This window comes from Leptospira borgpetersenii serovar Javanica, from assembly GCF_003046425.1.
GTDB lineage: Bacteria > Spirochaetota > Leptospiria > Leptospirales > Leptospiraceae > Leptospira > Leptospira borgpetersenii.
Genome location: NZ_QAJG01000022.1, coordinates 27,501 through 53,983 on the forward strand (window position 1 = coordinate 27,501; position 26,483 = coordinate 53,983).

Below are 26,483 nucleotides of genomic sequence, written 5' to 3' on the forward strand. Positions count from 1 at the left end.
TGTAAAACTTACTTTTCATGAGGACGCGATCGATAAAATCGCCGAACTCGCGATCAAAAGAGAATCCGGTGCTCGAGGGCTTAGGGCGATTGTTGAAAATATCATGTTAGATCTGATGTTCGACATTCCATCCCGTAAAGATATCGAAGAGGTAATTATCACTGCGGAAGTAATTACCGATCGAGTGACTCCTACTTTAATTCTCAAAAAAGAATCTAAGATCGCTTAAAGTCTTTCCCGAAACTTGAAGAGAATTCAGTGATAATTAACGTGAGTTCGGCATAACGAAAGCGATTGTTATGCTGATCCATAAAGAGTAGTACTTTAGTTTGAAAATTTCATAGCTGAAACACTTTTTATGAAAGTGTTTCAGCTATGAAATTTGCGGGCGATTCGCCTAAACTTTCTTATTCGAATTTACGGTTAGTTCGAGTAATATGCAGGAATTTTTCAAATTAGTCTCTTGTCTGGAATTTTATGGCTTTTGAATGGGTTTTATCGTTGTTCAATTTCCGTAGGGTATCCCACATTGGAGATAGTTTAATATCCTAAAGTCGATTTTGTGCGGACATTTTTAAAGATTATTGATCTCTATAAAATAGAGTACCGTTAATTTGAGCACAAATCCAACGTTTAGGCACGGAATTCTAGAGGCACTCTATTATGTAGAGATGATTAGGTTTTTATAAAGAATTCGTTCCAAAACTTCGGTAGAAATATCATCACAAATTTTTCAAAAAACAAAAGAGTTTCCGCGTTTTAGTGGATAGTTGTTAGATGTGCAAACTCCTAACAACTATTAACCGTTAACATCTAAAAAATCCTACATTTTTGAGATCTGGGACAAGTTCAAAATAAAAACTGATATTTTTATTAGAAGCTATCTCAAAAATACTTTATCTTTGTTTTTGCTTAAAACGCCCATTTCAATCATTCTAAGATATTTTTGAGATAGCTTCCGGAGTTGTTGAAAAAGTTGAGATTAAGGGCATCTCTATAAAATCAAAAAACGACAGAATGTTATAAGGAATTCCTATGTGAAAACCACTGTTTTGCGACATTTGAGAATTCTGTTCCTTTAACAAAATCGCTTCAATCGACTGTTTCCAGGAAACAAATGGAGATTAATCTTTCAACAACTCTATTGTTTATAAATCATTTATGTTTCTTAATTCTCTATAAATGACTTACCTATTTCCGCAAAATACAGATTCAATTCTTTAATAATTAATTTTCGACGCTCTTGTAAAAAATCCTTAAATCTCGTAATTTCCCATAGTTCCTCGTAGATTGGGATGAATTGTTTTTTAAGTCGATCGTTTTCGATTTTCTTTAAATACTGATTTGGTAGAGTTTTTGATATTTCCTTATTTGCTTTAGAAGATAGGAATGCAATGTTGGCCAGGTCGTCAATTAACTCTGTTTCGATTTCAGTATCTTTTAATACGGCTTTTGGAAATATATGATGTAATTCAATTTGATTTTCACTGCCGTGATTGCCGGCGCTTAAATTTATTCCATTAAACCAATCTTTTGCTTCCTTTTTTCTGCATAACGAGAATAATAACGGCATAAACTTATTAGTACGATATTCTCCCGCTATCATCTCAGGAGTAAATTCAAAGCTAGCGACACTTCTTCTCAAATTCTTTACCAGGTTTTGGATTGGTGCTTCGGAATTGATTGCTTTAATGTCATTGTCAATTTGGGCCTCGGCGCCCCCTGTAAATCTACCGAGGCCGGTAGCCGCTAGATACCAAAAGAGAATTCCATTGATAGAGTCATCGTCCAATTTTGAATTCAACTTGTTCACATAATAAACAATAGGGACTAATGCGTTCGTTGAGGGTATAAAGTTGGAAGATCCGATTCCGACATTGTTTTTCAAAAAATTTATCGTCGTATCGATTGATTTTTTTGTTTTTTCCCAAATTGAAGGTAAATTGCTTTTTCTTTCATTCCAAAGTGTATCTAACGTCTTAAAACTGCTTTGGTCGGTCCCTATTACTACAAAACATCTCATTAAAAAACTTGGACTAAAATCAAAATTGATATTTTCGTATTCGGTTAGAGCAATTTTGAATTCATCATTCAATGCTCCAGGCCAATTGAAAGCTAATCGGGCCATAGCTAATTCCGCGAATTTTAGTCTTGTTCCTTTGGAGTTTAATCTTATAAAAGATTCCGTAACTTCTTCAAAGTCATCTGTATGTAAAGTTAATACTGGGAAAGAGTAGTCTTTGATTTGAGATAGATTTTGAATTCTATTCATGTAAGCTTCTTGAAGAGGTGAGGTTTTATCTATTTTTAAGTTTTCTATTATACGGTTCCATACAGTAATGGGATTTTCTAAAACGGATTTCACAGACACCCAGGACGGAACATTTTTAAGTTTGCTACTGTATATAACGAAGGATTCATCTTCAACATTAAAATATACTGGTATTTCACCTTTTAAGAGTCTTTGAAGTGATGTAAGTCGTTGTTGTCCGTCTAAAATCAATAAGTCGGGGGTCTTAATGGAATTTTCTTTTAATTTTGGAAGTGTTTTCGTTTTCCATAAGAACCTGTCCCCAAAGAAACTAAAGCATCTCACTTTCTAAAGGGCGTTCGATGGGGACAGAACCTTGCAGCTTGATCTTTCTGATAAAGCAGAATTAGGTTTTGGGGCGCGCTGTAAATAAATTAATCCTGTCGGATATTCTTTGTAGAGTGATTCAACCAAATCTTTAACCTGGGATTTGTTCCAAACATAATCTCTCTGTATTTCCGGAATGCCAAGCTCTCCGGCATTGAATTTTTCAATTAATACGGTAATTGATGTATCCGCTTTTTCTAATTTTTTAGCCATTTTATACTATTTAATATTGTAATATTCTATTAATTGATATGAAAATTTATTGTGAGATTTTGGAAACAAAAATTATTTTTTGTTTTATTTTGGATGTTTTTGCTTTTTAAATTTAAAAAGCTGAATATTGAACGTGAGTTCGGCGTAAAAATCTATGATTCATTTTTCTAAAAACAAGTTGGAATCTAAACTTTGTGAATCTATTCTTAAAATATGGGAAATACCACAAATCATGATTTTATGAACAAATTCTAAAATTGTAGGAACTCCTACTTTTAGAAAATTCTTTCTCGTTTTCAACCGTCAAACTTGCGTTAATTTAAGATTTGAGGATGGATTTTAAAGTAAAAATGAATCTAAAACCGATTCTGACTTCAATACATCGTTTCAAAGTTAAGAACCGAACAGTGGTTTTGAGATAGACTCAAGACGGAAAAACAAGATTTGTGTTTATAAAATCGCATCGTTTGAAACGATGCGATTTTTATTTTAAAAAGAAACCGTTTTTGTAAACAACAGAATCGTTTTACAGGTTTTATGAAATCACTTCTTCTTTTTTTTCTCTTCTGCTTTGGATGTAAGTAAAGATTTGCTTTGCAATTCCATCTTTTTCTTTTCAGTCCAGGGAATCGCAATGCTTAATTCTTCCGCGAGAGAAAGAAGATTGTCGTTAATGTCTACAAGTTCGTCGATGATCACGAAGTAGGAAACGCTGGATTTCAGTTTGCTGTCTCCTTTTTTGATTCGTTTCATCTGACTTTTATAGATGTTTTGTTTGATTTTTTCTAAGTTTTTGGTTTTCTTTTCTGATCTTGCTTTTTCCAAAAGATTCGGGAATTTATCGGAATCCGCAATGAGCTCCATCAAATTCGTGGCGGATTTCCTGAGTTCTTTTACTTCTTCCTTTTCGTCTTTGGAAACCTCGTGAAAGGAACTGATTCCGTTCGATGAGGTTCTAAGAATATTCCAAATACTTTCTGTAATTCGATCTAGGTGATTGATCGATTCCGTAATCGGATGAATGGAAGAAAGATCTTCTTCTTCCAAATGTTTGTTTGCGATCGATAAAAAGTTGGAAAGGGAATTTTCCCTCATCTTTTTCAAGTCTTTCAAAAGTTTTTGAGTCTGTCTGAAATTCTTCTTTTTACCGTTTACGTAACCTGCACAGACGTTGTTCAAAGCCTTTCTAGCAACGTTTAAACTCGCAAGCATGGAAGAGATCGTTCTGGAAAGGGCTTTTTCCGGATGTTTTTTGAGAGTGATGAGTTTTTCCAGATTTTCGTCGTATGCTTCCTGACGCTTTTTGTGGATCCTTGCAAAAAGGAATATCAAAAGTGCCGCGATTAAAACGAGGACAATCACCGAAGAGAATCCGAAGATATACAGAATCGATCCGATTGCTCCTGCAGTCGCCGATGCGATGATGGCCGTAAAGAACCAACCACCGACTACGGTAAGAACTCCGCTTACTCTGTTAACGGAATTTTCCTTGTTCCAGGCTCCGTCTGTGAGAGAGGTTCCCATTGCCACCATAAAAGTCACGAAGGTTGTGGAGAGCGGAAGTTTATAAAGAGTTCCGATTAAAATCAATGCGCTCGAGATTTGGATATTTACGGAAGCTCTGAGTAAGTCGAAAGCTTCCGTTTCGTGCATTTTGACGATTTCCAAGGAATTTTTCTGTTCGAAACGCCTACCGATAAAATTACGAACCCTTGTGGGAAGAATCGCCTTGATCGGAGTATAAATTCCGAGTGCAATTTGGACGAAAACCCGAGCAACCAAACTCGTATTGAAACTTTCTAATGTTTCACCCTGGGAGCCCAGCGTAACTTCGGTTTGTGTGACCGATTCGGCTTTTTTGGAAAACCAAAGAGAGAAAAGCATGATACACGCCGCGCCCAGTAGGATGAAGTTCGGGGTTTCCACCTTTTCCGCAAGCCCTGTCGCCAAAACGCTTGCGTCTCCTCCCGTCTGTTGGATCAAATTCCAGGTAGTAAAACTTGCGAGAGGAACACCGATAAAGTTTACCAAGTCGTTGCTTGCAAAGGCCATGGCGAGAGAACCGGTCCCTACTAAAACTAAGAATTTTAGAATATTCCATTCTAATAATACTAGAATTTGAAAAAGGATCGAAAATCCTACGAAGCTGACTAGAAGGATATTCGTAAAATTCTTGTTCAAATAATCGGTTACATTAGGAGGAATGAAAGTAGAACCTTTCATCGCCGATAAAAGCGTAAAAAAGATCACAGTAGTGATGGAAAGCCCCCCGAAAAGCCCCCCGAAATATTTCATCGAATTCTTTAAGTTAAACGAAAAAATGAATCGGAACACGAATTGTAGGATGATTCCGGAGAAAAAGGCGACGATCACGCTTGTTACGATTCCGAAGATAATCTTGAGTGCGCTTTCCGAGTTGATGATTTGAAACGCACCGCTTAAAGTTCCGGTTTTTAAAAGTGCAATTGCAAGAGCGGCTCCTAAAAGTTCGAACACCAGAGATACCGTTGTGGAAGTCGGAAGTCCTATAGTGTTGTAAAGGTCTAGAAGCACGATATCCGTGAGCATAACCGCTAAAAACAGGAACATTAGATCCTGAAGTGCAAATCCGCTCGGATGAAAGATTCCTTTTCTTGCAACTTCCATCATACCACTGGAAGAAAGGGCTCCGAGAATAATCCCGATTCCGGCTACTATCAGAATGATTCTTTTGGAGGAGGCTTTAGAACCAACGGCGGAATTGGTGAAATTTACCGCGTCGTTCGAAACTCCGACTAGGAGATCGCCGACTCCGAGGATTGCCATCAAAACGACGATGATTAAAAAAAAGTCCATGAAACGCTTCCGTTTATTGTTTTGTTAGTATCTAATAAAGTTTTCGCTTTGACTCTTGTGAAACGTGAATCCGGCGCTTATTGGCTCTAATCGCGGATTGTTGTAATCTACAACAGTACAACGTTTGTCGAGAGTTATCCTTGAGTCTTTTAAATCTGTGGAACCGGACAACTGAAATTTTGCCGTGAACCCGTCTGTGATTATTACTTTTGTGTTACAAAATCAACCGGTTAATCTTCCAAATCCCAAAAAAAATCCTTGTTGGTGAGTTCTTCTTCTGTAGTGGTCGATTCTGTAACGGAAAAGAAATTTTTTCCTCCCAGTGAGTCGTAAATCAGTTTGTATTGTTCTTTCAATTCGAGAGTTTCTTTTTCCCAGTATTCGTTTCCTGCAAAATGGGGAAAGGCAACCGGAAAGGAGGGATCCGTCGTAAACCTACTGGAAATCCAGGCAGAATAATGAATAAACCGCATTGCTCGAAGAATTTCCACAAGATCAAACCAGGCGTCCTTAAATTCCCTAAATTCTCTATAGCCGGAAAGAATATGTTCTCTTTCTTCAAGTCCTTCTTTTCCTCTGGAAAGCAGCATCCAAAAGTCCTGAACTGCCGGACCCTTTAGACAGTCGTCAAAGTCGACAAAAAACCATCCTTCTTTTCCAAAGAGTAGATTTCCCTTATGACAGTCTCCGTGAATTCTGTGCAGAGGAACCGTTTCTATTTTTTCCCGAAAGAGATCTAAAATCCGGTTTGCGACTTCAAGATAGTCTTTTTTGCAACTCGGAGGAATCCATTCTCCCTTAAGTAGGGTTTCTAAAGGAGCGATTCCATATGTTTCGGAATCGAGTGTGATCCTGTGTTCGAAATGTTTCGCCTGACCGATGTTATGGATTCTAGCGAGAAGCCTTCCTAAAATTCTGAGATTTTCCGGATTCAGTTCGTCAGGAGACCTTCCTCCGACTCTGGGCCAGAAAGAATAATAAATACCTTTTTGAAACAAAGAGAGACTACTTTCATTTTCAAATAGGAAGGGGGTACAGACAGGGATTTCTTCTTCTTTCAGATCTTGTAGAAAATGATGTTCTTCTAAAATTTGTTCTCTGCTCCATCTTCCGGGACGATAGAATTTGGAAATGATATGAGAACCGTCCTCTAACCTAAGGTCGAAAACTCGATTTTCCAAACTGTTTAGAGCCATACAATGACCGGAGGGTTCGTATCCCGCCTTTTCGGCTAGGCTGAGAATCTCTCCTGGATTGAGTTGTAAAAAGTCGGTCACAGGCTCCAGAATTCTTATTTCCAGTTTCCTTGGAAATTTTTTTATTAGGTCGGGATGGAACTCGTTTTGTTCCGATCTTGATGGAATTTGGTTTTCAATAAAATCGGATTTTACAAATTGATTCTCGAGAAAGGAAAAATCATGAAGATATCAGTAGGAAATCTACCTCAGGAGTTGACCGAAGACGAGCTGAAAAAGATTTTTTCGGAATTCGGAACCGTTCAAGAAGTACATATTAAAAAAGATAAAACTACGGGACGTTCTTTGTCTTATGGATCTGTCGAAATGGATGATTCCGCGGGAACGAAAGCAATTGCGGCATTGAATAAAAAAGAAATCCAAGGCAAACAGATCGCGGTAATCGATTCTGAGGAATTAAAAAGAGAGTTCGAAAAAAAACAATCCGTAAAAGGTGGAGGGGCTTCCGGTAAGATTCATGGAAATCAGTCGAAGTTTGGAGGATTTTCAGGTGCTGGTGTAAGAAGAACCGGAGGAAGAGGAAAATGAAATTGACACGTTTATTCATCTTAGCGATTTTTTGTGTCGCGATAGTTCCCACGTTTGCAGAAGATTTAGTTATCAAAGATATTCGTATCGGAACCGGTAAAGAAGCATTTTCCGGATCGAACGTTACAGTGCACTATGTTGGAACGTTGGTTAGCGGTAAGAAGTTTGATAGTTCCAGAGATAGAAGAACTCCTTTTACTTTCAATTTGGGGGCGGGAGAAGTCATCAAAGGTTGGGATCGTGGAGTTCGAGGTATGAAAGAAGGCGGGATTCGTAAACTTACCATCCCACCCGAACTAGGTTACGGTTCGAGAGGTGCAGGTACGGCCATTCCTCCCAATTCCACTCTCATTTTTGAAGTGGAACTGCTTAAAGTGTACTGAGTTTTTTTCTTTTGTAACAGATTTTACCGGATTCTGACATTGGATTTGGTCAGCTTTCCGGTTCTAATCTATCGTAAAAAGGAGGAGCCTTCCAATTGCGATAGCTTTATAACCAAATGCCTTATGATTTTTTCGAACATTTCCCGTTGCCGGCCTGTATTTTAGAGCCGTCTCTTTTAATCCAAAAAGTAAACTTTGCTTTTTGTAGAACTCTAGGTTATTCAAGAACGGAACTAGAGGGAACTCAAAACTGGAATCAAATTTGTCAGTTTAAAGACACAACATTTCATTTTTCTGATCCTTCTCTTTGGCCTTGTACGAACTTTTCGAATGAAAATCCCGCCTATTCTGTTCTTTTTATTACAAAAGACGGAGTTCAAAAGGAATATTCGGTTTCTTTTGCTTTCGATCGTGAAGAATTGCGAATTTTCGCTTATTTGGAAGCCCCCCAGATTTTTGAGAGAACTGCCGTAAAATTCGATTCCCAAAGAGCTTCTGTAGTGGATAAGGATTGGGAAAAACCGAGCGCTTCTTGGGTTCAAAAGGAAAAATTAGACGCAATCGGAACTCTTTCTGCGGGCGTTGCGCATGAAATTAATAATCCATTGATGGGTGTGATCAATTATGCGGAAATGATGTTTAACGGTATCGAAAACGGAAATCCTCTGCGTAAATATGCGGGAATTATTCTACGAGAAGGAAATCGAATTTCCGAGATCGTGAAAGATATGCTTACCTTCACTCGAGTCGAAAAGGAAGAAATAAAAATCCAAGATATTAAATCCGTTTTCGATTCTGCGCTCGGCGTGATAAAAGCCTGTATCGATAAGTCGAAAATAGAAACGGTAATACCTGATCTAAAAATTCCTCTCTTTGCGGCTTGTTCCGCCGGAAAACTCAGAAAAGTGTATTTCAATCTGCTTACAAATGCAAAAGATGCGATCGAAAGCAATTCCGATCCGGGTCAAAAAAGAATAATTGCCGTTCGTTGGGAGAAATTAAGAAAAGAAAATCGAAATTTCGTTCGTACGATCATTGAAGATACTGGAATCGGTATTCCGGAAGAAAACAGACATAAACTTTTCGATCCTTTTTATACGACAAAAGATATCGGAAAAGGCACGGGTCTTGGACTTACGGTTTCCTATAACTTAGTTCGTGAAATGAAAGGAGACATTTCTTTCGAAAGTGGAAACGGAATCACACGCTTTTATTTGGATCTTCCCGAATCGCTTTGAAAGAAAGATTCTTGACTTTATGGGAGACGATCTACTAGATTCTTCTTCAATTTGCCATGGACGGCTCCCGACAATCAGAACAGAAAGGCCACGGCGATCCCCGTTATTCCATATTGTTTGAGATCGACTCGATCATTTCCTTGGACGGCAATTTCAGAGTGATCTTGGCTAATCCGGCCACAGAAAAAACATTCGGATATCTTTCTTCCGAGCTTATCGGCAATTCCATCGAACATTTGTTTTCACTTCGAATTCGAAAACGATTTTATAGAATTCTAAAAAACATAGCTGAACTTCCGGATAAAAGAAGTCAAAAGCCTTTCGGGCCGATTCGTATGATTCGAAAGGATAAAACGGTTTTGATTTCGGAGATTTCTGTTTCGGTTACCGGACCTGAGGAAGATTACCAGTATCACGTCATCATTCGGAACATATCAGAAAAACATAGAATTCTAATGGATTTGAAGCGAGCTAACGAAAGTTTGAGGAAAATGGATCGTGAAAAGGAAGAACTATTGGAAAAACTCGAAGAGAAGGTTCGACAGAGATCCAGGTTACTCGCTGGCTATTACAAAGGAATGAAAGAGGAATTGAATCTTGCGAAAAAGCTTCAGACGGAAATTCTTCCGGATATTCCTTCCGTTGCGGGGATTCAAATTCATTCCATGTATCTTCCGATGATGGAAGTGGGCGGGGATCTTTACGATTTATTTCAAATTCGTCCGGGGGTCCTCCGGGTTTTTCTTGCGGATGCGACGGGACATGGGATACAGGCTGCTCTTCTTACGATGACTCTCAAAGGAATTTTGGAATCCATCAAAAAAAAGGATACCGATCCGGGAACTATTCTCACGGAATTCAACCACGAATATTGCAGGAATTTCGGAAATATAGGAATGTTCTTCTCTTGTTTTCTTGCGGATATAGATACTGTTTCCAAAAAAATCTCGTATGCTTCCGGTGGCCATCCTACTCAATTCTTTCTTTCCAAAGATCTTGTGTTGGGGTTGGATCGAACTGGGTCTTTACTCGGTCTCGATTTGAACAATCGGTACGGTGTTTTTAAATTTAGTTATCAATACGGAGATCGTCTGTTCTTATTCACGGATGGAATTTATGAGGAGTTTAATTCCGACAAGCAGCAGTTTGGGGAGCTCGCCGTTCAAAATATTCTCGCGAAAAAATTTTCAGAGCCTATGGAAGAAACGATTCCGGCCATTTTACAAAGTCTGATCGAACATTTAGGATCACAGAAAATACAAGATGATATTACGGCCATCCTGTTGGCCTTGAATTTCCCCGATCTTTGAAGTTTCCTTTTATATCGCCTCCTTTTTGGAAATTGGACTTTCCGGCCTGAATCATTAAGAATTTGTCGAGCTCCAATAGAAGCGATGCGCCTTAAGTTTAACAAAAATGTAGGCGCTATTAGCAATTTTAAACGACGAGAGAAAACCACGAATGCGACGGTTTTTTGTGGGAACCCCCACATTCAGAGGGCTGATGACAGTGTCGCTGCAATGTCTCTCCTACAGAAGACAGCTTTGAGACGGGCTCTAAAACGGAGAAAGGATTGGGAAGTATTAATTTTTATTAATATTCTAAAGCTTGCAAATAGGACTTCATAGTATCTTTCGGACCTTTAACGCCCCGCCTATATTTATTTCTCAATCCGATATTGATCGTATGAATTTCTTCGTTTAGTTCCGCACGAAACGTGAAATAAGTGAGTATTATTTTTCTTGCTTTCAAATTACTAAATATCATTGGGCGTTATAGGAATCTTATGTTTAGATCTTTGATTCTTTCAAACGGACAAAATGAATCGTTGATTTTTTTCTTTAATTGGAAGTCGACGATATCGTTCAGATCTTTTTCTCCGAGGATTTTCGAATCTTCTTTAGAAAACTTTGGGAAAATATAATTCCTAGGAGAATCATTTTTAAAGGATCGAAAAAACGTAAAACATATCGAATTTCTTATTACTGTATTTTTTTCATGTGTAGTAAGACAATTTCCAATACTCGAGTCGCAAATACTTCGAATTTTTTTGGAGACGATTGAAAGTTCGTTACAGAACCTCAGAATGTGGAAACTCCTACTTACTTTTTCACCGGTAATTTTTGGTTTTCTGAAAATGCAAACGCGCCAGCGATCGCAGCGACGCGTAGTCGCGAAAAAGCGCGGTCCTGCGCCTTTTTGTTGGGTTTTATCCGTCGGAATCTTCCGGGACCGGAAACTCAGAGTCTTTTTGTAGAAAAATTTCGGCGATTGCCCCAGCCGCTTCCGCGCAGGAGGCGCCATAATAAAACGGAAATATTTCATGATTTCAAAACATAAAAAACATACACTCAAATACGATTGTACGGATCAGAAAATAGGGGAAGTTTTTTTGAGTCGAAAAAATACTGGAAAGAACGCGAAGCCGTTATGATCTTCGATTTGAATTGAATGCAGAATCTAAGGACATTTTTGTGTATCTGAGTATTGGGTTACGGAACCTGCTTGCATTATTTAAACTGGGATTTACATTCGCATTTCGGGAATTACTATTATGCAGCATACGAAAGAAGAAATTCTAAAAGACATATATCTTTTCTCCAATTTTACGGAAGACGAATTGAACGCTATTGCGGAAAAGACGGAATATAAAGTTTACGAACAAGGCGATGCGATTTTTCACGAAGGTAACGACGCAAAGGCGTTTTTCGTGGTGATCTACGGAACTTTAAAAGTTCTTACCTCTACCGAAAAAGGGGACGACGTAAACGTGACTACGATTGCTACAGGCGATCATTTTGGTGAATTGCCGTTTTTGGATCCGGGTAAACGTTCCGCTTCGGTAGAAGCGATGGAGAGATCCGAACTTTTGAGAATTCCCTACGATCATTTAAAAGCGGTCTTTGAAAAAGATTCCAAAGCTTCTTTAAAATTTTATCAGGCAATTTCCCATTTTTTGGCCAAACGTTTAAGGATGTTGACGCACGATTTGACTTATGCAAGAGAACTGAGAAAGAGATATACGATCTGATTTCTAACAAATCGGATTTATCAACTGTTCCAAGCACGAAATCTATCCGAAGTGAATTTCGATCTTTTTTTCTTCTAAAATTGAACCGTTCTTGTGTCATTCCATTTTTTTTACACCGAGCGGTCTTTTTTAAGAATATTCAAAATCTTTAAAAAAACATTCTAAGATTGAAAAAGAAGAATGATCGCAGACTCTATGTCCTGAATTTGGATCGGTTTGGCGATATAGGCATCCATACCCGCGTCTAGACATTTTTCCTTGTCTCCTTCCATTGCGTTAGCCGTCATCGCTACGATCACCGGTTTCGATTTTGCGAAATCTTTTCGGATAAGATGTGTGGCTTCGTAGCCGTCCATCTCGGGCATTTGGATGTCCATAAAAATTAGATCGTATTTTCGCTCTTTCAAACATTCGATCGCTTCCAGACCGTTTAATGCCGCATCCGCGGTATACCCGAGTTTCATAAGAAGACGAAGAGCGATTTTCTGATTAATTAAGTTATCTTCCACTAAAAGAATTTTGAGTGGAATCCTTTCGGAAAGTAGTTTTTCATTTTCTCCTGGTTTTTCCTCTTTTAGGACCTTGGTGGGAAACGCTTTTTCAAAATTTTTACTGAGCTCTTCCAAAAGAATCGGTTTAAACATCATAAAAATCTTAAATCCGGGACGGTTGAAAAGTCCGTTCGTAACGTGATAATAGGAATCCTTCAGTTCCTTTTCCACAAAAAGAATGATCGTAAGTTTTAAAGAAGGTTTTTGGTTTTTGAGTTCGTTCAACATTTCGGGTAGATTCATATCCGGAAGGTTTAGGTCCGTAAGAAAAATTCCGATTTTTTCTTCTTCGCCGATGGTACGAATCGCTTCTTTTGCTGTTTTTACGATCTTAACCGAAAATCCGTTTCGTTCACAGAATTTCTTTATCTGCTCCCTAAAGTCGAATTCTTGGAGAGAAAGTATCGCCGTGGTTGCCAAATTTTTAGAATGAAGTTCTTGAATTCCAGCAGGGATTTCGTATTCTAATTTTTCCACAAGAATGGATAAGGTAAATTCGGAGCCTTGATTCACTTGACTTTTTACGATGATTTCACCTTTCATCAACTCGGCTAATTTTTTACTGATCGTAAGTCCAAGTCCGGAACCTCCGTATTTCCGAGTGGTGGAAGAATCCACCTGACTAAAAGCCCTAAAAAGAAGTTCCAACTTCTCTTCGGCGATGCCGATTCCCGTATCCTTAACATGAAAGATGAGTCTGAATTTATTGTTCGGAAATTTTTCGGCTTCCACTTTCAAAAGTACTTTTCCTTTTTCTGTGAACTTAATCGAGTTTCCGAGAAGATTTGTCAAAATTTGTCTCAGTCTGTACGGGTCGGAAATAATCCAATTCGGAACTGAAGAGGATATGCTGAATTCGATCACAAGACCTTTCTCTTCCGCCATGGGACGGAATAAATTGATCACTTCGCTCGTGAGTTTTTTCAGCGATACGGGTTGCATTTCGAGCGTAAGCTGTCCGGATTCGATTCTCGAAAGATCAAGAATGTCGTTTAACAAAATAAGCAGATTTTGCCCGCTCGACTTGATGATATCCAGGTATTCTCTTTGTTCCGCACCGAGAGGTGTTCCTTCCAAAAGACTTACAGTACCAATTACCCCATTGAGAGGGGTTCTAATTTCATGACTCATCATCGCTAAAAAGTCCGTTTTTGCTTTGGATGCGGCTTCGGCGCTTTCTTTGGCGCGCTTTAGGGAATCTTCATATACCTTTCGTTCAGTGATTTCGTGCCAGACCGAGAGAAAAACCCGCTTTTGGCTGATTATGATCGGAATCAATGTGACTTCTGTGGAAAATTCTTCTCCGTTAAAACGTTTATAGACCCATTCGAATGTATAAGAACCTTTGTTTAGGGAGATCGATTCGAATTCACTCATCATCTTTTTTTCTGTTTTTCCATCAGCTTGAATTTCTGCGGAGAAATGAATCGGATGTTTTCCCAAAACAAATTTTTTATCGGAACATCGGAGCATTTTCAGAGTTGCAGGATTGCATTCGAAAATTCCGGAGTCGTCGTATAACACGTGAGGTTCGCTTGAACGTTCAAATAAAAGTTTGAATTTTTCTTCAGCTGACTTTTTATCCGTAATGTCCACGGAAACCGCGCTGACTCCTGTGATTTCGTATTCCGCGTTTCTGATCGGATGAAAGGAAAGTTCGCTGAAAACGAAGGTTCCGTCCTGATTCGGTCTTTTACCTGCTACGCTAAATTTTTCTCCGGACAACGCCCTATCATAAAATTCCTTCCAATATTCGAAAACCTTCGGAGGAAGTTCCTTTTGAAATACATTAAAACCGAGCGAGATTTCCGAATGATAAAAGTCTTGCATTGCATTTTGGAATTGAGAGTTGAATATGAGTAATTCGTAATTTTTATTGATGGACCATATCATCGCTTCCAAGTTTTCAATAATCGCGTTCAGATTGGCTTCCTGTTCCGTTATTGTTGCCGCTTGTTCCAAGATGAATTTTCGAGCGTTGACTTTTTCGGTGATATCTTTGATCTGTACCAGAATGATCCGATTCAAACGGGTGGAAACCGTTCGAAAGGACGTATTTCCCCAAAATTTTCGACCTCGAAACGTCTTCAATTCCACTTCCCAAGAAGGGGTTTCTCCGGATAAAATTTTTCTCTTTCTGGATTCGTATTCGGAAAAGGAAAATCCCGGGGCGAGTAGATTCGAAAATGGAATATTCAAAATCTCAGACGGGTTTTGAGTTTCGAAATGCAGATTTGCGGTTTGGTTGGTTTCGAGAATCAGGTCTTTTTCCGGATCTAGTAATAGGATCGTGTTAGTCGATTTCTGGAAGATCGTCGAACGAAGTTCTGCGTCCTGTAAAAAAATACTAGGAGTTTCTGAAAAGGATAATTTTGGATCTGCAAAAAACGAAAATAAAATATGATTTTGTCCTAAAGGTAAAACCTGGATTTCTAAGTTTAAAGATTCTTTTTTTGGTTTTGATAGCTTGCTTTCAGGAAAGAATTTTTTTCATTTAGAGATTTGGCTGCTTCCCAGATAGAAGCCCAGGATTCGGGTGTTGTCCAATTCCATTGGGAAGGATGGATTTGATTCTCTAAATTTTCTCTAAACTCCTGAAACGGCTGATAAAAATTCCAGGTGATAACATCTCCTGAAGAATTCAAGATTAGGAAATTAAAATCAGGTTGTAAAAAAGTCATTTATTCCTATAACCAAAACAGAGGCTTTTATAATTTTCTGCATTGAAAATATCAAACAAGCAAAATAAGAAAATGTTTTGAAGAAAAAGAATATTCTCAAATGGAAATCATGTTCCAATGTGAAAACTGTTCCGGATATATTACATTTTCCATAATTTTCAAAGGATTTGATTCTAGTTTAAAAAATTTGTTTTTTGAAGAAGTGCAAGATAAAATTTTTTGATCTTTATCGAACTTTTTTTATCGACTATATTTTTTAAGAAATGTAAAAGAGCTTTGGGTCCTTTCTTTTTTGATTCAGGAATCTTTGGACCTGGTTGGATTGGCTTTCCGTTCTTGATCCCTAAAGTGTTTGGTGTATTTGTCTCCAAGAAAACTCGGCATTCCGTTTTGTACCGATCGGTGCGAGTATGCAGTACTTGAGTTCGTGTGATTTGTAGAATCATCTGTAAAACGATTTATGGAGAGTAAACGGTGCATTCAGTTTCGGGAATAAGATATCCGGTTTCAAGGAAACATGGCGCTTGAGCTTTCATCAGATATTTTGTAATAAAAAATTCAATTTTGAGGATAGTCGTAAATAAAATGGAGTCGATCTTGATCACGGAAAAACACTATCAACTTCTTTTTGATTTTTCCCAGGACGGACTCGTGATTCACTCTGAAGGTAAAATTTTAAAAGCGAACGATGCATTGATTCGAATGCTCGGCTACGACTCGATTGAGGAAGTGATCGGAAGACCGATTCTCCAATTCATTCACCACCGGTCCCAAAATATCGTTAAACAAAGAATTCAGAAAATGATCCAGGAAGGAGTGGGAGTCGGAATCGTTGAAGAGGAATTTATCAGAAAAGACGGTTCTACTTTATTCGTGGAAGTAGCCTCTACCACTTTTTTTGAAAGTGATCGTCAGTATTTCCAGGCAATCGTACGAGATATCAATTCTAAAAAACGGGCCGAACTTGAACTAGAAAGGCTTCGTTCTAAACTGAAGGTAACTCAAGAGAGGCTTTGCGGAGTGATCGAAGGAACGAAGGATGCCATCTGTGCGGTGGACATTAACTTTCGTGTGATCGCTTTTAATTCTTCCTTTGAACTTAATTTTTGGAAACTCTACGGCAAAAAAATCGAAGAAGGAAATCTTCTTCCTGAGCTCATTTGGGATCCCCTCGAGCGGAGTGTGGTGATCGAAAATTGGAGCCGCGCCCTTCGGGGAGAAGTATATACCACGGAAAGAATGATGCACGGTTTAGTTCAGGATGTCGCGATATTCGAAATCAGCTATAGTTCCATTCGAGATTCTTCTCATAACCTAATCGGCGCGACTCAGATCATTCGGGATATTACCGAAAGAAAGAATGATGAGGAAAAACTGAAAAAAACCCTGGAAGAAAAAGAAGTAATGTTGAAAGAGATTCATCATAGAGTGAAGAACAATCTTCAAGTGGTGGCAAGTCTTTTGGGTTTACAGGCCGAATATTCTCAAAACGAAAAGATCTCTCTGATTCTCAAGGAATGCGAACGTAGAATTCAGTCTATGGCTTTGATTCATAAAGAACTCTATCAATCCGAGAATATTACAAAAATCGATTTTTGTGATTATCTCAACACCCTTTTGATCAGCCTTCTTCATTCTTTTGGAAAAGAGAAGAAAGTGGAATTCGATATCTCTTCCAAGCCGAATTTTGTCTCGATCGAAACGGCGATTCCATTGGGACTTATCGTAAACGAACTCGTGACTAATTCCTTGAAGTATGCGTTTTTGAACGAAAGGGAAGGTCGAATTTCAGTGAAACTTAGATTGGACATGGGAGAATCCGTTTTGGAAATTGGAGACAACGGGATCGGTATGCCTGAAAAATTCGACCTTGACAAATCCGAGTCGTTGGGGCTCAGACTCGTGGAAATTCTTTCCAAACAACTCAGGGGTAAGTTTGTGCTTCTACCCACAGGAGAGGAAAGAGGAACGAAATTTCAAATCCGATTTAAAACTTAAAAACACTTGTCTTCAGTAATTCATTCCGGAATCTGAAAGTATCCGGTCTATGAATTTAATATCTGTCGACAAGATCTCCAAAGAAATCGGTTCTAAAGTTTTATTCAATCAAATCAGTTTTGGAATCAATGAAGGGGAAAAAATCGGAATTCTCGGAATCAACGGTTCCGGAAAAACGACCCTTTTGAAAATACTTGCCGGTTTAGACATTCCCGACAGCGGGCAGGTCATGAAGAATAAAATTCTTCGGATCGCGGTTTTATCTCAATCTCCCTCTTTTGATCCAAATCATACCGTTTTGGAACATATCTTTTCCGGTTCGAGCTCGATCTTGGAAACGATTCGGTCTTATGAAGCGGTTTGTGAACGTTTGGATTCGGGGGGCGGCGCGGAGGAAGAATACAATCGTTTGATGTTGGAGATGGATCGGCTTGGAGCTTGGGAACTGGAGTCTTGGTATCGATCTCTTTTAAAAGAATTGAATATACGGGATCTTTCGATTCGAATGGGTTCTTTGTCTGGAGGAATGCTCAAGAAAGTTGCCTTGGTTCAGATCTTAATCGAAGAGTCTAATCTTCTTGTTCTCGACGAGCCGACCAATCACTTGGACGTGGATACGATTCTCTGGCTTCAAGACTACCTGATCGAAACTAAAAAAGCTGTTCTTCTCGTCACTCACGATCGTTATTTTTTAGAGGAGGTCACGGAGCGAATTCTAGAATTGGAAAATGGAAGTTTATTTTCATTTCCGGGGAACTTCGGATTTTATCTGGAGAAAAAAAACGAAGCCGAAGTTATCCGCGAAAAAGCGGAACAGAAAGAAAAACAATTTCTCAAAAAAGAGTTGGAGTGGCTTCGAAGACAACCGAAAGCGAGGGGAACCAAACAAAAGGGAAGAACCGATCGTGCTCTCGAGGTTTTGAATCGTAAAAAGGCGGGAAAAGAAATCGTTTTGGATTTTTCCGTTTCGGGCAAACGGCTCGGGAAAAAAATTCTCGAATTGAAAAATCTGCACAAGTCGTATCATAAGTCCATTATATCAAATTTTTCTTATACGTTTAAGAATGGGGAACGGATCGGGATCGTAGGCCCGAACGGGTCGGGAAAATCGACTCTTCTCGACATAATTGTGGGTAGAACAAAACCGGATTCGGGGGACGTAAGCGTCGGAATGAATACGAGTTTTGGTTATTTCGATCAAGTTTCCAAAGAGCTTTCCGGTGATATGAGAGTGATCGAATATATCAAGAAGGAATGTGGTGTTTCGATCAAAATGAGCGATGATCGTGTTTTAAGTGCTGCCGACATGCTCGAACTATTCCTTTTTGATACAAGATTACAGGCCGGTTATATCAAGAATTTATCGGGTGGAGAAAAAAGGAGACTTTATCTTGTTTCCATTCTGATGACTGATCCGAATTTTTTGATTTTGGACGAACCTACGAACGATTTGGACATTCGAACCCTTTCGGTTTTAGAGGAATTTTTGACTGAGTTCGGGGGCTGTGTTCTCGTCGTTTCACATGATCGTTATTTTATGGATCGGACGGTGGATTATCTGTTTATTTTTCAGGGAGAGGGAATCGTTGAAAAGTTTCCTGGAAATTATTCCGAATATTTGGAATATAAGAATTATCTCAACAAACAAAAGGAAAAAAAGGAAATTGAGATAAAACCGAAGGAAATCGATTCTTCAAAAACTAAAAAGGGATTGAGTTTCAATCAGAAGAAAGAATTGGACGTTTTGGAAACGGAGATCTTTTCTCTGGAAGAGGAAGAGCGTAAACTCACCGAAGTTCTTCAATCCGGAATTGGAAAACCGAACGAGTTGGCGACCGTAGGTAATCGACTTATGGAGATTCATGCCGTTCTACCTTCGAAGTTGGAACGTTGGGAAGAACTTCAGAATTTACTTTAAATCAGGGGATTGGTGAACCGATTTTACTATGGAGGAATCTTTCATGATTGGAATGTTCCGATTGTCGTAAAAGTTATAGAAAAATTTTCATTCCTATTTCGAATGAGTTTGGAAAGAAAGTGTTCGAAGAGTGGTCTCCTTGGATCGATTCTATTTTTCTGGTTTTAAAGAAAGGAACTATCTTGCGATCTGATTCGTAAGCGGTAGAACCGAACAGCGCCGCATCCAATACGTTTAACAAATACAGAAGGACGATAATTTCCAACGAAGTATTGAATTGTTCGTAGTGGGAGACTGCGTTAGAGTAATCGGATTGAATCTGTAGATAAGAATAGGTTGCAAAAGGAAGAAGCGCGGGATCTCCCATGAAAAAAAAACTTTGATTCAACGTTTTGCTTTGATCGAGAGCGGCCAAACTGGAGTTGTATGCCGAAAGTCTTTCCGTGGAATAAACGATTGCACCTATGATTAAGATCGGAAAAATCCAACGTTTATATTTTTTACCCTGATTGGATTGTCCCCAACCCGGTAAAATTGCGGATTGAAAAGCGGGGCCCCATTGAATTTCGGGATATAAAACCCGATTGTCCTGTTTGTTTCGTTTAACAATCTCCGTAAGTTCTTCTTCCGAATCGGCGAGGACTAAAAATCCTTCTTGGGCGGATTTTTTGTTTCTAGGATTTTCCAGAGAGAGAGTATAACTTCCTTCTTTGAGGTTTAGATTTTCGGTCTTGATTCTGATTTCTTTTGAATTTACGAATTCAAATTCGACTTTGATCGTTTCGCCCGAAGGGAAAAGCAGGGTAGCGTTCATCGCTTCCGTAAAATTTTCGCCTTTTACGGTTAAGGAAGATCCTAATTTTTTCTTTAAAATTTTTACGCCGGAATCAGGATTTATGAACGGGGCTCGAGAAACGATAACCTCGAAGGAAGCCCACTCGGAGAATACCGGAGATCTTCCGAACTTATTGAGTACACCGATCCTATGTTCGTATACTCCGGGAGGAAGATTCACTTCGAAACGGGTGGCTTTCGTTTTTTCTCGGGTGATTTTTCCGCTGGCATCCTTGATTTCTACTATGTAACTACCGGCTTCAGGAACAGGTTTCCATTCTAAATATCTACCTTCCTCTTCACCGAATACGGAAAAGGAAATTGAAAAGAGAACGCAGGATAAAAAGATTCTATTCCACATAAATTTCCTTCGGTGAAAGAATTTCCGGAGGTCGGATTGTTTTGCTCAGTTTGATTTCGAAATTTCTGGAGATCGGAATCGTAAATTTTTGCATTCCTTTCTTGTCTCTGTATCTGCCCGAGATTCTCCATTGAAATTTGCCTTCTTCTAATATTCCAAAATCCTTAAGAGAATAAGATTCTCCTCGGAGCTCCTTCTTCAAAATCGATTTGTTTTTACCGGATTTTATTTCTAAAATTTCCAGGATTACGGATTCTATATTTCCTTCCGTTTCCCAACGGAATTCGATACTTTCCCGGTTGGAAATATCAATCGTTTCTTCGGTTGTAGGATAATTCTGACTTAAGAAAGGAGAGTTGTCCGAAGTTTTAAAACTTTGAGTTTTACTCGTTAATAAATTTTCTCCGCTGGAACCTAAAAGAGAAACTTTCCAGAAATATTCTCCGACGGAAGGAATACTCACGGTTCCGGAAGAGGAACGGAAATTTTCCCGAATCACCTCTCCCGAAAATCCGGAGTTCTTGGCGACTTCCAATCTGTAAATTCCGGAAGGGTCCGGTCTTTGCCAACGGAAAGTCAGTTTATGGTTAGCCGGATGGCCCAGTTCTTGTTCGTTCGCGGGAGATAGAAGTTCCAAATTTTCCAAAGATTGAACGTTGAATTGTCTACTGGAAGAAAGAATCGATTCGCCTTCTTTTGTGGAAGCTTTGATTCGCCAGAAATAAGTACCGGCGTTTGTGATCGGAGAAGACATCATAGATAATGAATTCGTCTTTTTGCTAAATATGATATTCTTGAATTCCGAATCGTTTGAGATTTCCAAGATATATTCCATAAAGTCTCCGGAACCGGACCATACGAATAGATTTCCTTCTTTGGAGGATTTGCGAAGGGCGATTTCTTCCTGGTCGAAAGGTTTTTTCAAAGAGGGGGGTTCCGGTTTTTCCAGCTTTCTAACGTTAAACGAAATCGCTTCGGAGGAAAGTGCTTTTAAATCAGCCAAAGAAGGTTTTGGCGTGACCCTTGCGAAATATCTCCCTTCCTTCGCTTTGTCCCAACGAAAAAGAGTGCCTTGGATTTCCTGATTGACGAGGATTGCCTGAAAGTTCTTATCTTCTGCCAATTCGAACTTATATATATTCGCGAAATCGACGGAAGTCCATTGAAAGACTACGTTCGGAGGATTGGACGTAAATTTGAATTCCTCCGATTTTGTAGGAGTAAAAAGAGCGGATTTCAAATTTCCTAATATGGTAAGAGAACGAGTTTCGCTATATTCGGGTGTTCTGGATTGCGGATTGATTGCGGTGATTCTCCAAAAATACGATCCTTTTTCCAAAGATTTATTAAGAGAAATTCCGTTCGATTTGGTTCGAATTACGTTCTTTGAAAAGCTGGGATGATTCGAAATTTCTAATGTATATTCTTTTACGGCTTCCGCTTTGTTCCAATTAAAAGATACCGGAAAGGAGCTCGTCGAAGTTTGAAAGAATTTTCTATCTCCAGGAGAATTCAGAGAGATCGATAGCGAGCGAATTTCGGATTTTCCGTTTTTTAATTCGATTGCCTGGTTGTTTGTTAAATTGGATTCCTGATTTCCGGAAATTACCTTTGCGTTCCCTTTGGAAACTTCGAGGTTGAGAGCTTGATCTTCCGCTTTGGAAAGTTTTAGGTCTCCTTTATCTACTTCCACTGTGGTCTCGCCACTTTTGATCTTCATCTCGGTGCCACTATCTTTGTTGGCGGAAACCGATCCGTATGCGAAGTCGATCGATAGGTTTTTATCCGAAAAGTCCAGAAAAATCATACTATTCTCGTCGAGTTTGATTTCGGTTCCGTCGTTTAGAACCAAAACGGCTTCGGCTTTATCATCAGTACGGACCGTATCCTTGTTTCTGACTTTCATTTCGGTTTCGATTTCTTCCCAGACGACTTCGGAGTCGAATTTTCTTTGGGCTTTTCTATTTTTAAAGATTATCTTTCCGATTTCAGGGTTGCTTCCCTTTTTATGCCCTGAAGTTAAATGAAGGTACAGTAATATATTAAAAATGAGGAAGAGTCCCGTAAGAAATGTGACTACGTATTTCCCTTCAGTCAAGTATCTCATACTTAACTTCTCCGGCTTCAGGGTCTTTCGCTTTATCTTTCTTAGGCGGTTCCCAAACGATTCCGATCTTTTTTCTCAGTTCTTCGACACTTTTAGGACAGTCCGGGTCGTCTTTTCTTCCCAAAACTGCATAGATTACTTGTGGCTCTTCCTTACCTTTTACTTTAATCGATTGCATCTTTTCAACGTTGAAGATATCGGGCACGTGATCCAAAAGATTTTGTGTGATAAGGATGTCGGTTCCGAAAGGTTTATTCAAGGCTTCCACTCTGGACGCGAGGTTTACCGCGTCTCCGATTACAGTGTATTCGAGCCTTTGTTCGGAGCCGATTTGACCCGCGATCACGGGGCCATAATTCAAACCGCAACCGATTTGAATGATTGGCTTTTTTTCTCCGCCTCTTCCTTGATTGAATTTCAGAAGCGCTTCTCTCATCATCAGGGAACCGTTAATCGCGTTTTCGGCGTCTTTATCGGACGTCTTCGCGGCTCCCCAGGTCGCCATGATTGCGTCTCCGATAAACTTGTCCACGATCCCGTGCGTTTCGTTGACACAATGGACCATCTCAGTCATGTATTCGTTTAGAAATTCAACGACTTCTTCCGGTTGAAGCTTTTCGGATATCGAAGTAAAACTACGAATATCGGAGAAGAAAATCGCGCACATCTTTCTTTCCCCTCCAAGGGTAAGTTCGTGTTTTAGGACCATCTCCGCGATTTCCTTGTTTACGAACCTCCCTAGAGCGTCTTTTACTTTTTCTCTTTCTTCGAGACCTTTGCCCATGTCCACGAAGTAGTCCGTAAGAAGACCCACTTCGTCTTTTGTAGTGGAGCTGATTTTGATTTTAAAATTTCCTCGTGCAATTTCTGTCGTGGCCTGCAGTAGATGTAACAGCGGTTTGGTGATCGTTTTTGCAAAGAAAAAGACGATGAGTAGGGCCAAACAAAGAGCGATTCCCATAATAAGAAGGTTCGTTTTTTGAATCTTATAAACCGCTTCAAATGCCTTATCTTCCGGAACGATCGAAATGACGGCGGCCCCGCCGAAGCCCAGTTTTTGATACGAACCAAACCAAACCTTGCCATCTTTATCTTTGTATTCGATTTGTTTCGTATTTTCCGAACTTTTGACCATGGATTCCACGATCGGGAGATTCATAAAATTCGTATTCGATTGAAGAAGTTTCGCATCCGAATGAGCGATTAGATCTCCTTCTCCGTTCACCATGAATACATCGGATATATCTTGTTTTTGGAATGCGTTAAGAAACTTTTCCAGACGAAGGATCAGGACCAAAACCTTCGAATTAGGGCCGGAGGAGGGAATTGCGATTGCGAAGATCGGTTCCTTAAACTCCGCGCTTAGATTCTCCATTCTGCCGCCGGTAAGAATGGATTTTTGAATGAAGCCGGATCTATTTTGCACAAGATTCGAAATTGTTTTTGGAGAAACACTGAGCTCGTTTAAGTAAGGTTCGTTGTAGAATTGATTAACCGCGAAAGGCACGCCTCTTTCAATTTGGTAAAGGCCCGCATAAATAAAGTCCGGATCGTTCTGAAAAAAGATGTCCGCGAATGAAATTCCTTCATTTCCTTTAACCAAAGCTCCTACGATTTGTTTTCCGTTGGAAAGAATTTCTTTAATGTCGGTTTTGATTTTTAATCCTAAAATATTCACCAAATTTAAATTATTCTGAAGGACTCGAACTTCCGAATCTTCTCGGAATGCGGAAGAAGCGAAGAAGATGATGGTAGAGACGGTGAATGTCATCAAAACGGAAATTACTGCCATCAATTTGATTTGAAGTGGAAACCTGGACTTTACAACCACCGAAGACGGGAGCGTATCTTTTTCCGATTTTGAAACGGCTTGCCGGGAAGGTGGTTTGGTGTCGCTTAATGGGGCTGCCGATTTCGAAGTTGGGTTTGAATCGGAGATGATATTTTCTTTGTTTATGATTTGTGAATGTTCTTCTGGAGTTGGATTTGAGACGGAGATGTCATTTTCTTTATTTACGATTTGTGAATGTTCTTCTGGAGTTGGATTTGAGACGGAGATGTCATTTTCTTTGTTTACGATTTGTGAATGTTCTTCTGGAGTTGGATTTGAGACGGAGATGTCATTTTCTTTGTTTACGATTTGTGAATGTTCTAAAGAGACCGCAACCGGAAATTCTTTCAGCTTTTGAATGTCGTCTAAATCATCGATCTCAACTGCATGGATAGAAGAAGATTCAAAGGAAGACTTTGGATTTTTCTTTTCTCCTTTGGTTTTTATGGGATTTTTTGTTAGGGATTCTTCGTGTTGAATTTTAGAAGTGGAAGTATGTTTGCCTTTTTGAACTAGATGAACTGATACGGAAAATTCTCCCGGAGGAATTTCGGGAAAAGAATGTTGTTCTTTTTGTTTGGCAAGATATCTCCGAAATGTCGTTTGATCCGGGGCAGAGTAACCAAAATGGAAAATTTGACTTTGTAGTTCGGAGTTACTCATGGAAGGGGAAGCGGCGAGTAAAAGTTTGGAAAGAAGTAGTGGAAATCTGGTTTCGCAATCGGGTGCGATTAGAAAGAGGAGATTTCCTTTTTTTAAGAATTTTTGAATCTGTAAAAATGCACCGTATACTGAATCGTTTGTTTCTGGTCCTGGAGGGATGAGAATCGAAAGAACTGTCACGGAAGGTGGAATCGATTCGAGCATATTCGAGTCAATCGAAGTCTCGTTTGAGATAAAGCAGACCGTTCCGATTTCTTTTTTCGTAATTTCTTGAGAAAGAATGGAAGTATCAATTCGAGAATTTGACTGAGAGGCCGAAATGAATAAAAGGACTCCTGAAGTTCCGAATGGAAGATAACGACGGTGAATTTCTAACATGAATGATAGCTCTCTTATCCAGGAAAAATAATTCCGTTATGAGGAACATTCTATTTTGCTCTTGGATTTTTCTTTTATATCATCGTTCATTTGTGTATTTTTGTTTATTTTTTACAAGAAATCGTTTTCTGTCATTTTATGATACCGGAAAATGGAAATAAATTCTTAAAATAAAAGGAAAGTGGTATGTCAACCGCAGTATTTAAAACAAATTTTGGAGACTTTTCAGTTTATCTGGATCAGGAAAGAGCCCCGATTACAGTCGGCAATTTTATCAAATTGGCAAAAGACGGATTTTACGATGGTCTTACATTTCATAGGATCATCAAAAATTTTATGATTCAAGGAGGTTGTCCGGTTGGAAATGGGACAGGTGGGCCGGGTTATAAGATCCAAGACGAGTTTCATAAAGATCTGAAGAATGAAAAATATACACTTTCCATGGCAAATGCAGGGCCGAATACAGGCGGATCTCAGTTTTTTATTAATGTACGCGATAACTTCTATTTAGATAACCGTCATTCAGTTTTTGGAAAAGTTACACAAGGAATGAACATCGTAGAAACGATTTCGGAGACGGAGACGGGTTTTCATGATAAACCGACAAAAGCGGTTATCATCGAAAGAATCACTGTTTCCGAATAAATCGATTTTATATAAAATGACCAAAAGCCTCTGAAACAAAACGGTCTAACGGCAAATAATAATTTTCGCGAATCTCTATAAAATTCAAAGATAATGATCTTGAAATTAAATTTCTAAATGAAATTTGCCGTTTGGGCATTCATCATTGAATAAAAAAATCATTTTATAGAGGTTCCTTTTTCATAGGTTTACCGACAAAATATTCTCCAAGGATTTGGTTGGGAAAATTGTTCGATATTTCGTATTAAAATTTCAAATCAACCGAAATTTTTGGAATCCAATTCTTACCATAACCTTACCCACAAATACTTGGATCTGAAGATAAATCTGTCGGAATTACTACAAATCCTCTGTGAAACTTACGCCCCACCCTGATTTTGGGTGGAGGGGAGAG

The 26,483-nt window shown here is 39.0% G+C and carries 16 protein-coding genes and 2 pseudogenes (1 of these 18 only partly in view); 9 read left to right on the plus strand and 9 right to left on the minus strand.

The window, feature by feature from the left end; genetic code table 11:
* Positions 1-229: the 3' end of an ATP-dependent Clp protease ATP-binding subunit ClpX gene (gene clpX / locus CLV95_RS14840; RefSeq protein WP_002733896.1), read on the plus strand. It extends 1,034 nt beyond the left edge of the window; the window shows 229 of its 1,263 coding nt (coding positions 1,035-1,263); its start codon lies beyond the left edge, outside the window; the stop codon is at positions 227-229.
* A 939-nt stretch (positions 230-1,168) separates the two neighbouring features.
* On the opposite strand, the pseudogene CLV95_RS14845 reads toward clpX, so the two are convergent.
* The 3 genes and pseudogenes from CLV95_RS14845 to CLV95_RS14860 all read right to left on the minus strand — a co-directional run bounded on the left by CLV95_RS14845 (position 1,169) and on the right by CLV95_RS14860 (position 6,963).
* Positions 1,169-2,851, minus strand: a pseudogene (locus CLV95_RS14845) (DUF262 domain-containing protein).
* Between the two features lie 543 nt (positions 2,852-3,394).
* A complete protein-coding gene (locus CLV95_RS14855) occupies positions 3,395-5,686 on the minus strand; it encodes an inorganic phosphate transporter (RefSeq protein WP_107695003.1) in 2,292 nt (763 codons plus the stop codon).
* A 230-nt stretch (positions 5,687-5,916) separates the two neighbouring features.
* Positions 5,917-6,963 (minus strand): serine/threonine protein kinase, encoded by a 1,047-nt coding sequence (locus CLV95_RS14860; RefSeq protein ID WP_002730861.1) that lies wholly within the window; start codon positions 6,961-6,963, stop codon positions 5,917-5,919.
* A 141-nt stretch (positions 6,964-7,104) separates the two neighbouring features.
* On the opposite strand from CLV95_RS14860, the gene CLV95_RS14865 reads away from it, so the two are divergent.
* The 4 genes from CLV95_RS14865 to CLV95_RS14880 all read left to right on the plus strand — a co-directional run bounded on the left by CLV95_RS14865 (position 7,105) and on the right by CLV95_RS14880 (position 10,401).
* Positions 7,105-7,470, plus strand: a complete 366-nt coding sequence (locus CLV95_RS14865; RefSeq protein ID WP_026053919.1) for an RNA recognition motif domain-containing protein — start codon at positions 7,105-7,107, stop codon at positions 7,468-7,470.
* On the plus strand, positions 7,467-7,853 hold the full coding sequence (locus tag CLV95_RS14870; protein ID WP_002730753.1) for an FKBP-type peptidyl-prolyl cis-trans isomerase: 387 nt from the start codon (positions 7,467-7,469) through the stop codon (positions 7,851-7,853). The genes CLV95_RS14865 and CLV95_RS14870 overlap by 4 nt, the downstream gene beginning before the upstream one ends.
* Before the next feature lie 116 nt (positions 7,854-7,969).
* Positions 7,970-9,091: a sensor histidine kinase gene (locus CLV95_RS14875; RefSeq protein ID WP_002730730.1), complete on the plus strand. Its 1,122-nt coding sequence runs from the start codon at positions 7,970-7,972 to the stop codon at positions 9,089-9,091.
* Positions 9,092-9,147: 56 nt separating this feature from the next.
* Positions 9,148-10,401, plus strand: coding sequence for a SpoIIE family protein phosphatase (locus CLV95_RS14880; protein ID WP_002730727.1), 1,254 nt, complete (start codon positions 9,148-9,150; stop codon positions 10,399-10,401).
* 283 nt (positions 10,402-10,684) lie between these two features.
* Here CLV95_RS14880 and CLV95_RS18970 read toward each other — a convergent pair whose 3' ends face one another.
* Positions 10,685-10,843 carry a hypothetical protein gene (locus CLV95_RS18970; RefSeq protein ID WP_162265833.1) on the minus strand — a complete coding sequence of 53 codons (159 nt, stop codon included), beginning with the start codon at positions 10,841-10,843 and terminating at the stop codon, positions 10,685-10,687.
* Between the two features lie 802 nt (positions 10,844-11,645).
* Between CLV95_RS18970 and CLV95_RS14895 the strand changes: the two genes are divergently transcribed.
* Entirely contained in the window at positions 11,646-12,122 is a 477-nt protein-coding gene (locus CLV95_RS14895) for a Crp/Fnr family transcriptional regulator (protein WP_002730751.1), read from the plus strand.
* Between the two features lie 161 nt (positions 12,123-12,283).
* On the opposite strand, the pseudogene CLV95_RS14900 reads toward CLV95_RS14895, so the two are convergent.
* Positions 12,284-15,354, minus strand: a pseudogene (locus CLV95_RS14900) (response regulator).
* A gap of 173 nt (positions 15,355-15,527) precedes the next feature.
* Complete coding sequence (locus CLV95_RS19910; RefSeq protein WP_002730728.1) at positions 15,528-15,725, minus strand: hypothetical protein; 198 nt, start codon at positions 15,723-15,725, stop codon at positions 15,528-15,530.
* Between the two features lie 214 nt (positions 15,726-15,939).
* On the opposite strand from CLV95_RS19910, the gene CLV95_RS14915 reads away from it, so the two are divergent.
* Together CLV95_RS14915 and CLV95_RS14920 are read left to right on the plus strand one after the other, a co-directional pair.
* Positions 15,940-17,352 carry a sensor histidine kinase gene (locus CLV95_RS14915; RefSeq protein ID WP_002730820.1) on the plus strand — a complete coding sequence of 471 codons (1,413 nt, stop codon included), beginning with the start codon at positions 15,940-15,942 and terminating at the stop codon, positions 17,350-17,352.
* Between the two features lie 49 nt (positions 17,353-17,401).
* Entirely contained in the window at positions 17,402-19,270 is a 1,869-nt protein-coding gene (locus CLV95_RS14920) for an ABC-F family ATP-binding cassette domain-containing protein (RefSeq protein WP_002733837.1), read from the plus strand.
* Between the two features lie 73 nt (positions 19,271-19,343).
* Here the strand turns inward: CLV95_RS14920 and CLV95_RS14925 are convergent, their stop codons facing one another.
* The 3 genes from CLV95_RS14925 to CLV95_RS14935 are packed head-to-tail and all read right to left on the minus strand — an operon-like array spanning position 19,344 to position 25,444.
* Positions 19,344-20,465: an LIC11435 family protein gene (locus CLV95_RS14925; RefSeq protein WP_107695009.1), complete on the minus strand. Its 1,122-nt coding sequence runs from the start codon at positions 20,463-20,465 to the stop codon at positions 19,344-19,346.
* The gene (locus tag CLV95_RS14930) at positions 20,455-22,572 is read right to left on the minus strand and encodes a FecR family protein (RefSeq protein ID WP_002733874.1); all 2,118 of its coding nucleotides are present in this window, start codon (positions 22,570-22,572) and stop codon (positions 20,455-20,457) included. Before CLV95_RS14930 ends, CLV95_RS14925 begins: the two co-directional genes overlap by 11 nt.
* On the minus strand, positions 22,556-25,444 hold the full coding sequence (locus CLV95_RS14935) for an adenylate/guanylate cyclase domain-containing protein (RefSeq protein WP_002733825.1): 2,889 nt from the start codon (positions 25,442-25,444) through the stop codon (positions 22,556-22,558). The genes CLV95_RS14930 and CLV95_RS14935 overlap by 17 nt, the downstream gene beginning before the upstream one ends.
* A gap of 186 nt (positions 25,445-25,630) precedes the next feature.
* Between CLV95_RS14935 and CLV95_RS14940 the strand changes: the two genes are divergently transcribed.
* Positions 25,631-26,089: a peptidylprolyl isomerase gene (locus CLV95_RS14940; protein ID WP_002730869.1), complete on the plus strand. Its 459-nt coding sequence runs from the start codon at positions 25,631-25,633 to the stop codon at positions 26,087-26,089.
* Positions 26,090-26,483 lie beyond the last annotated feature (394 nt).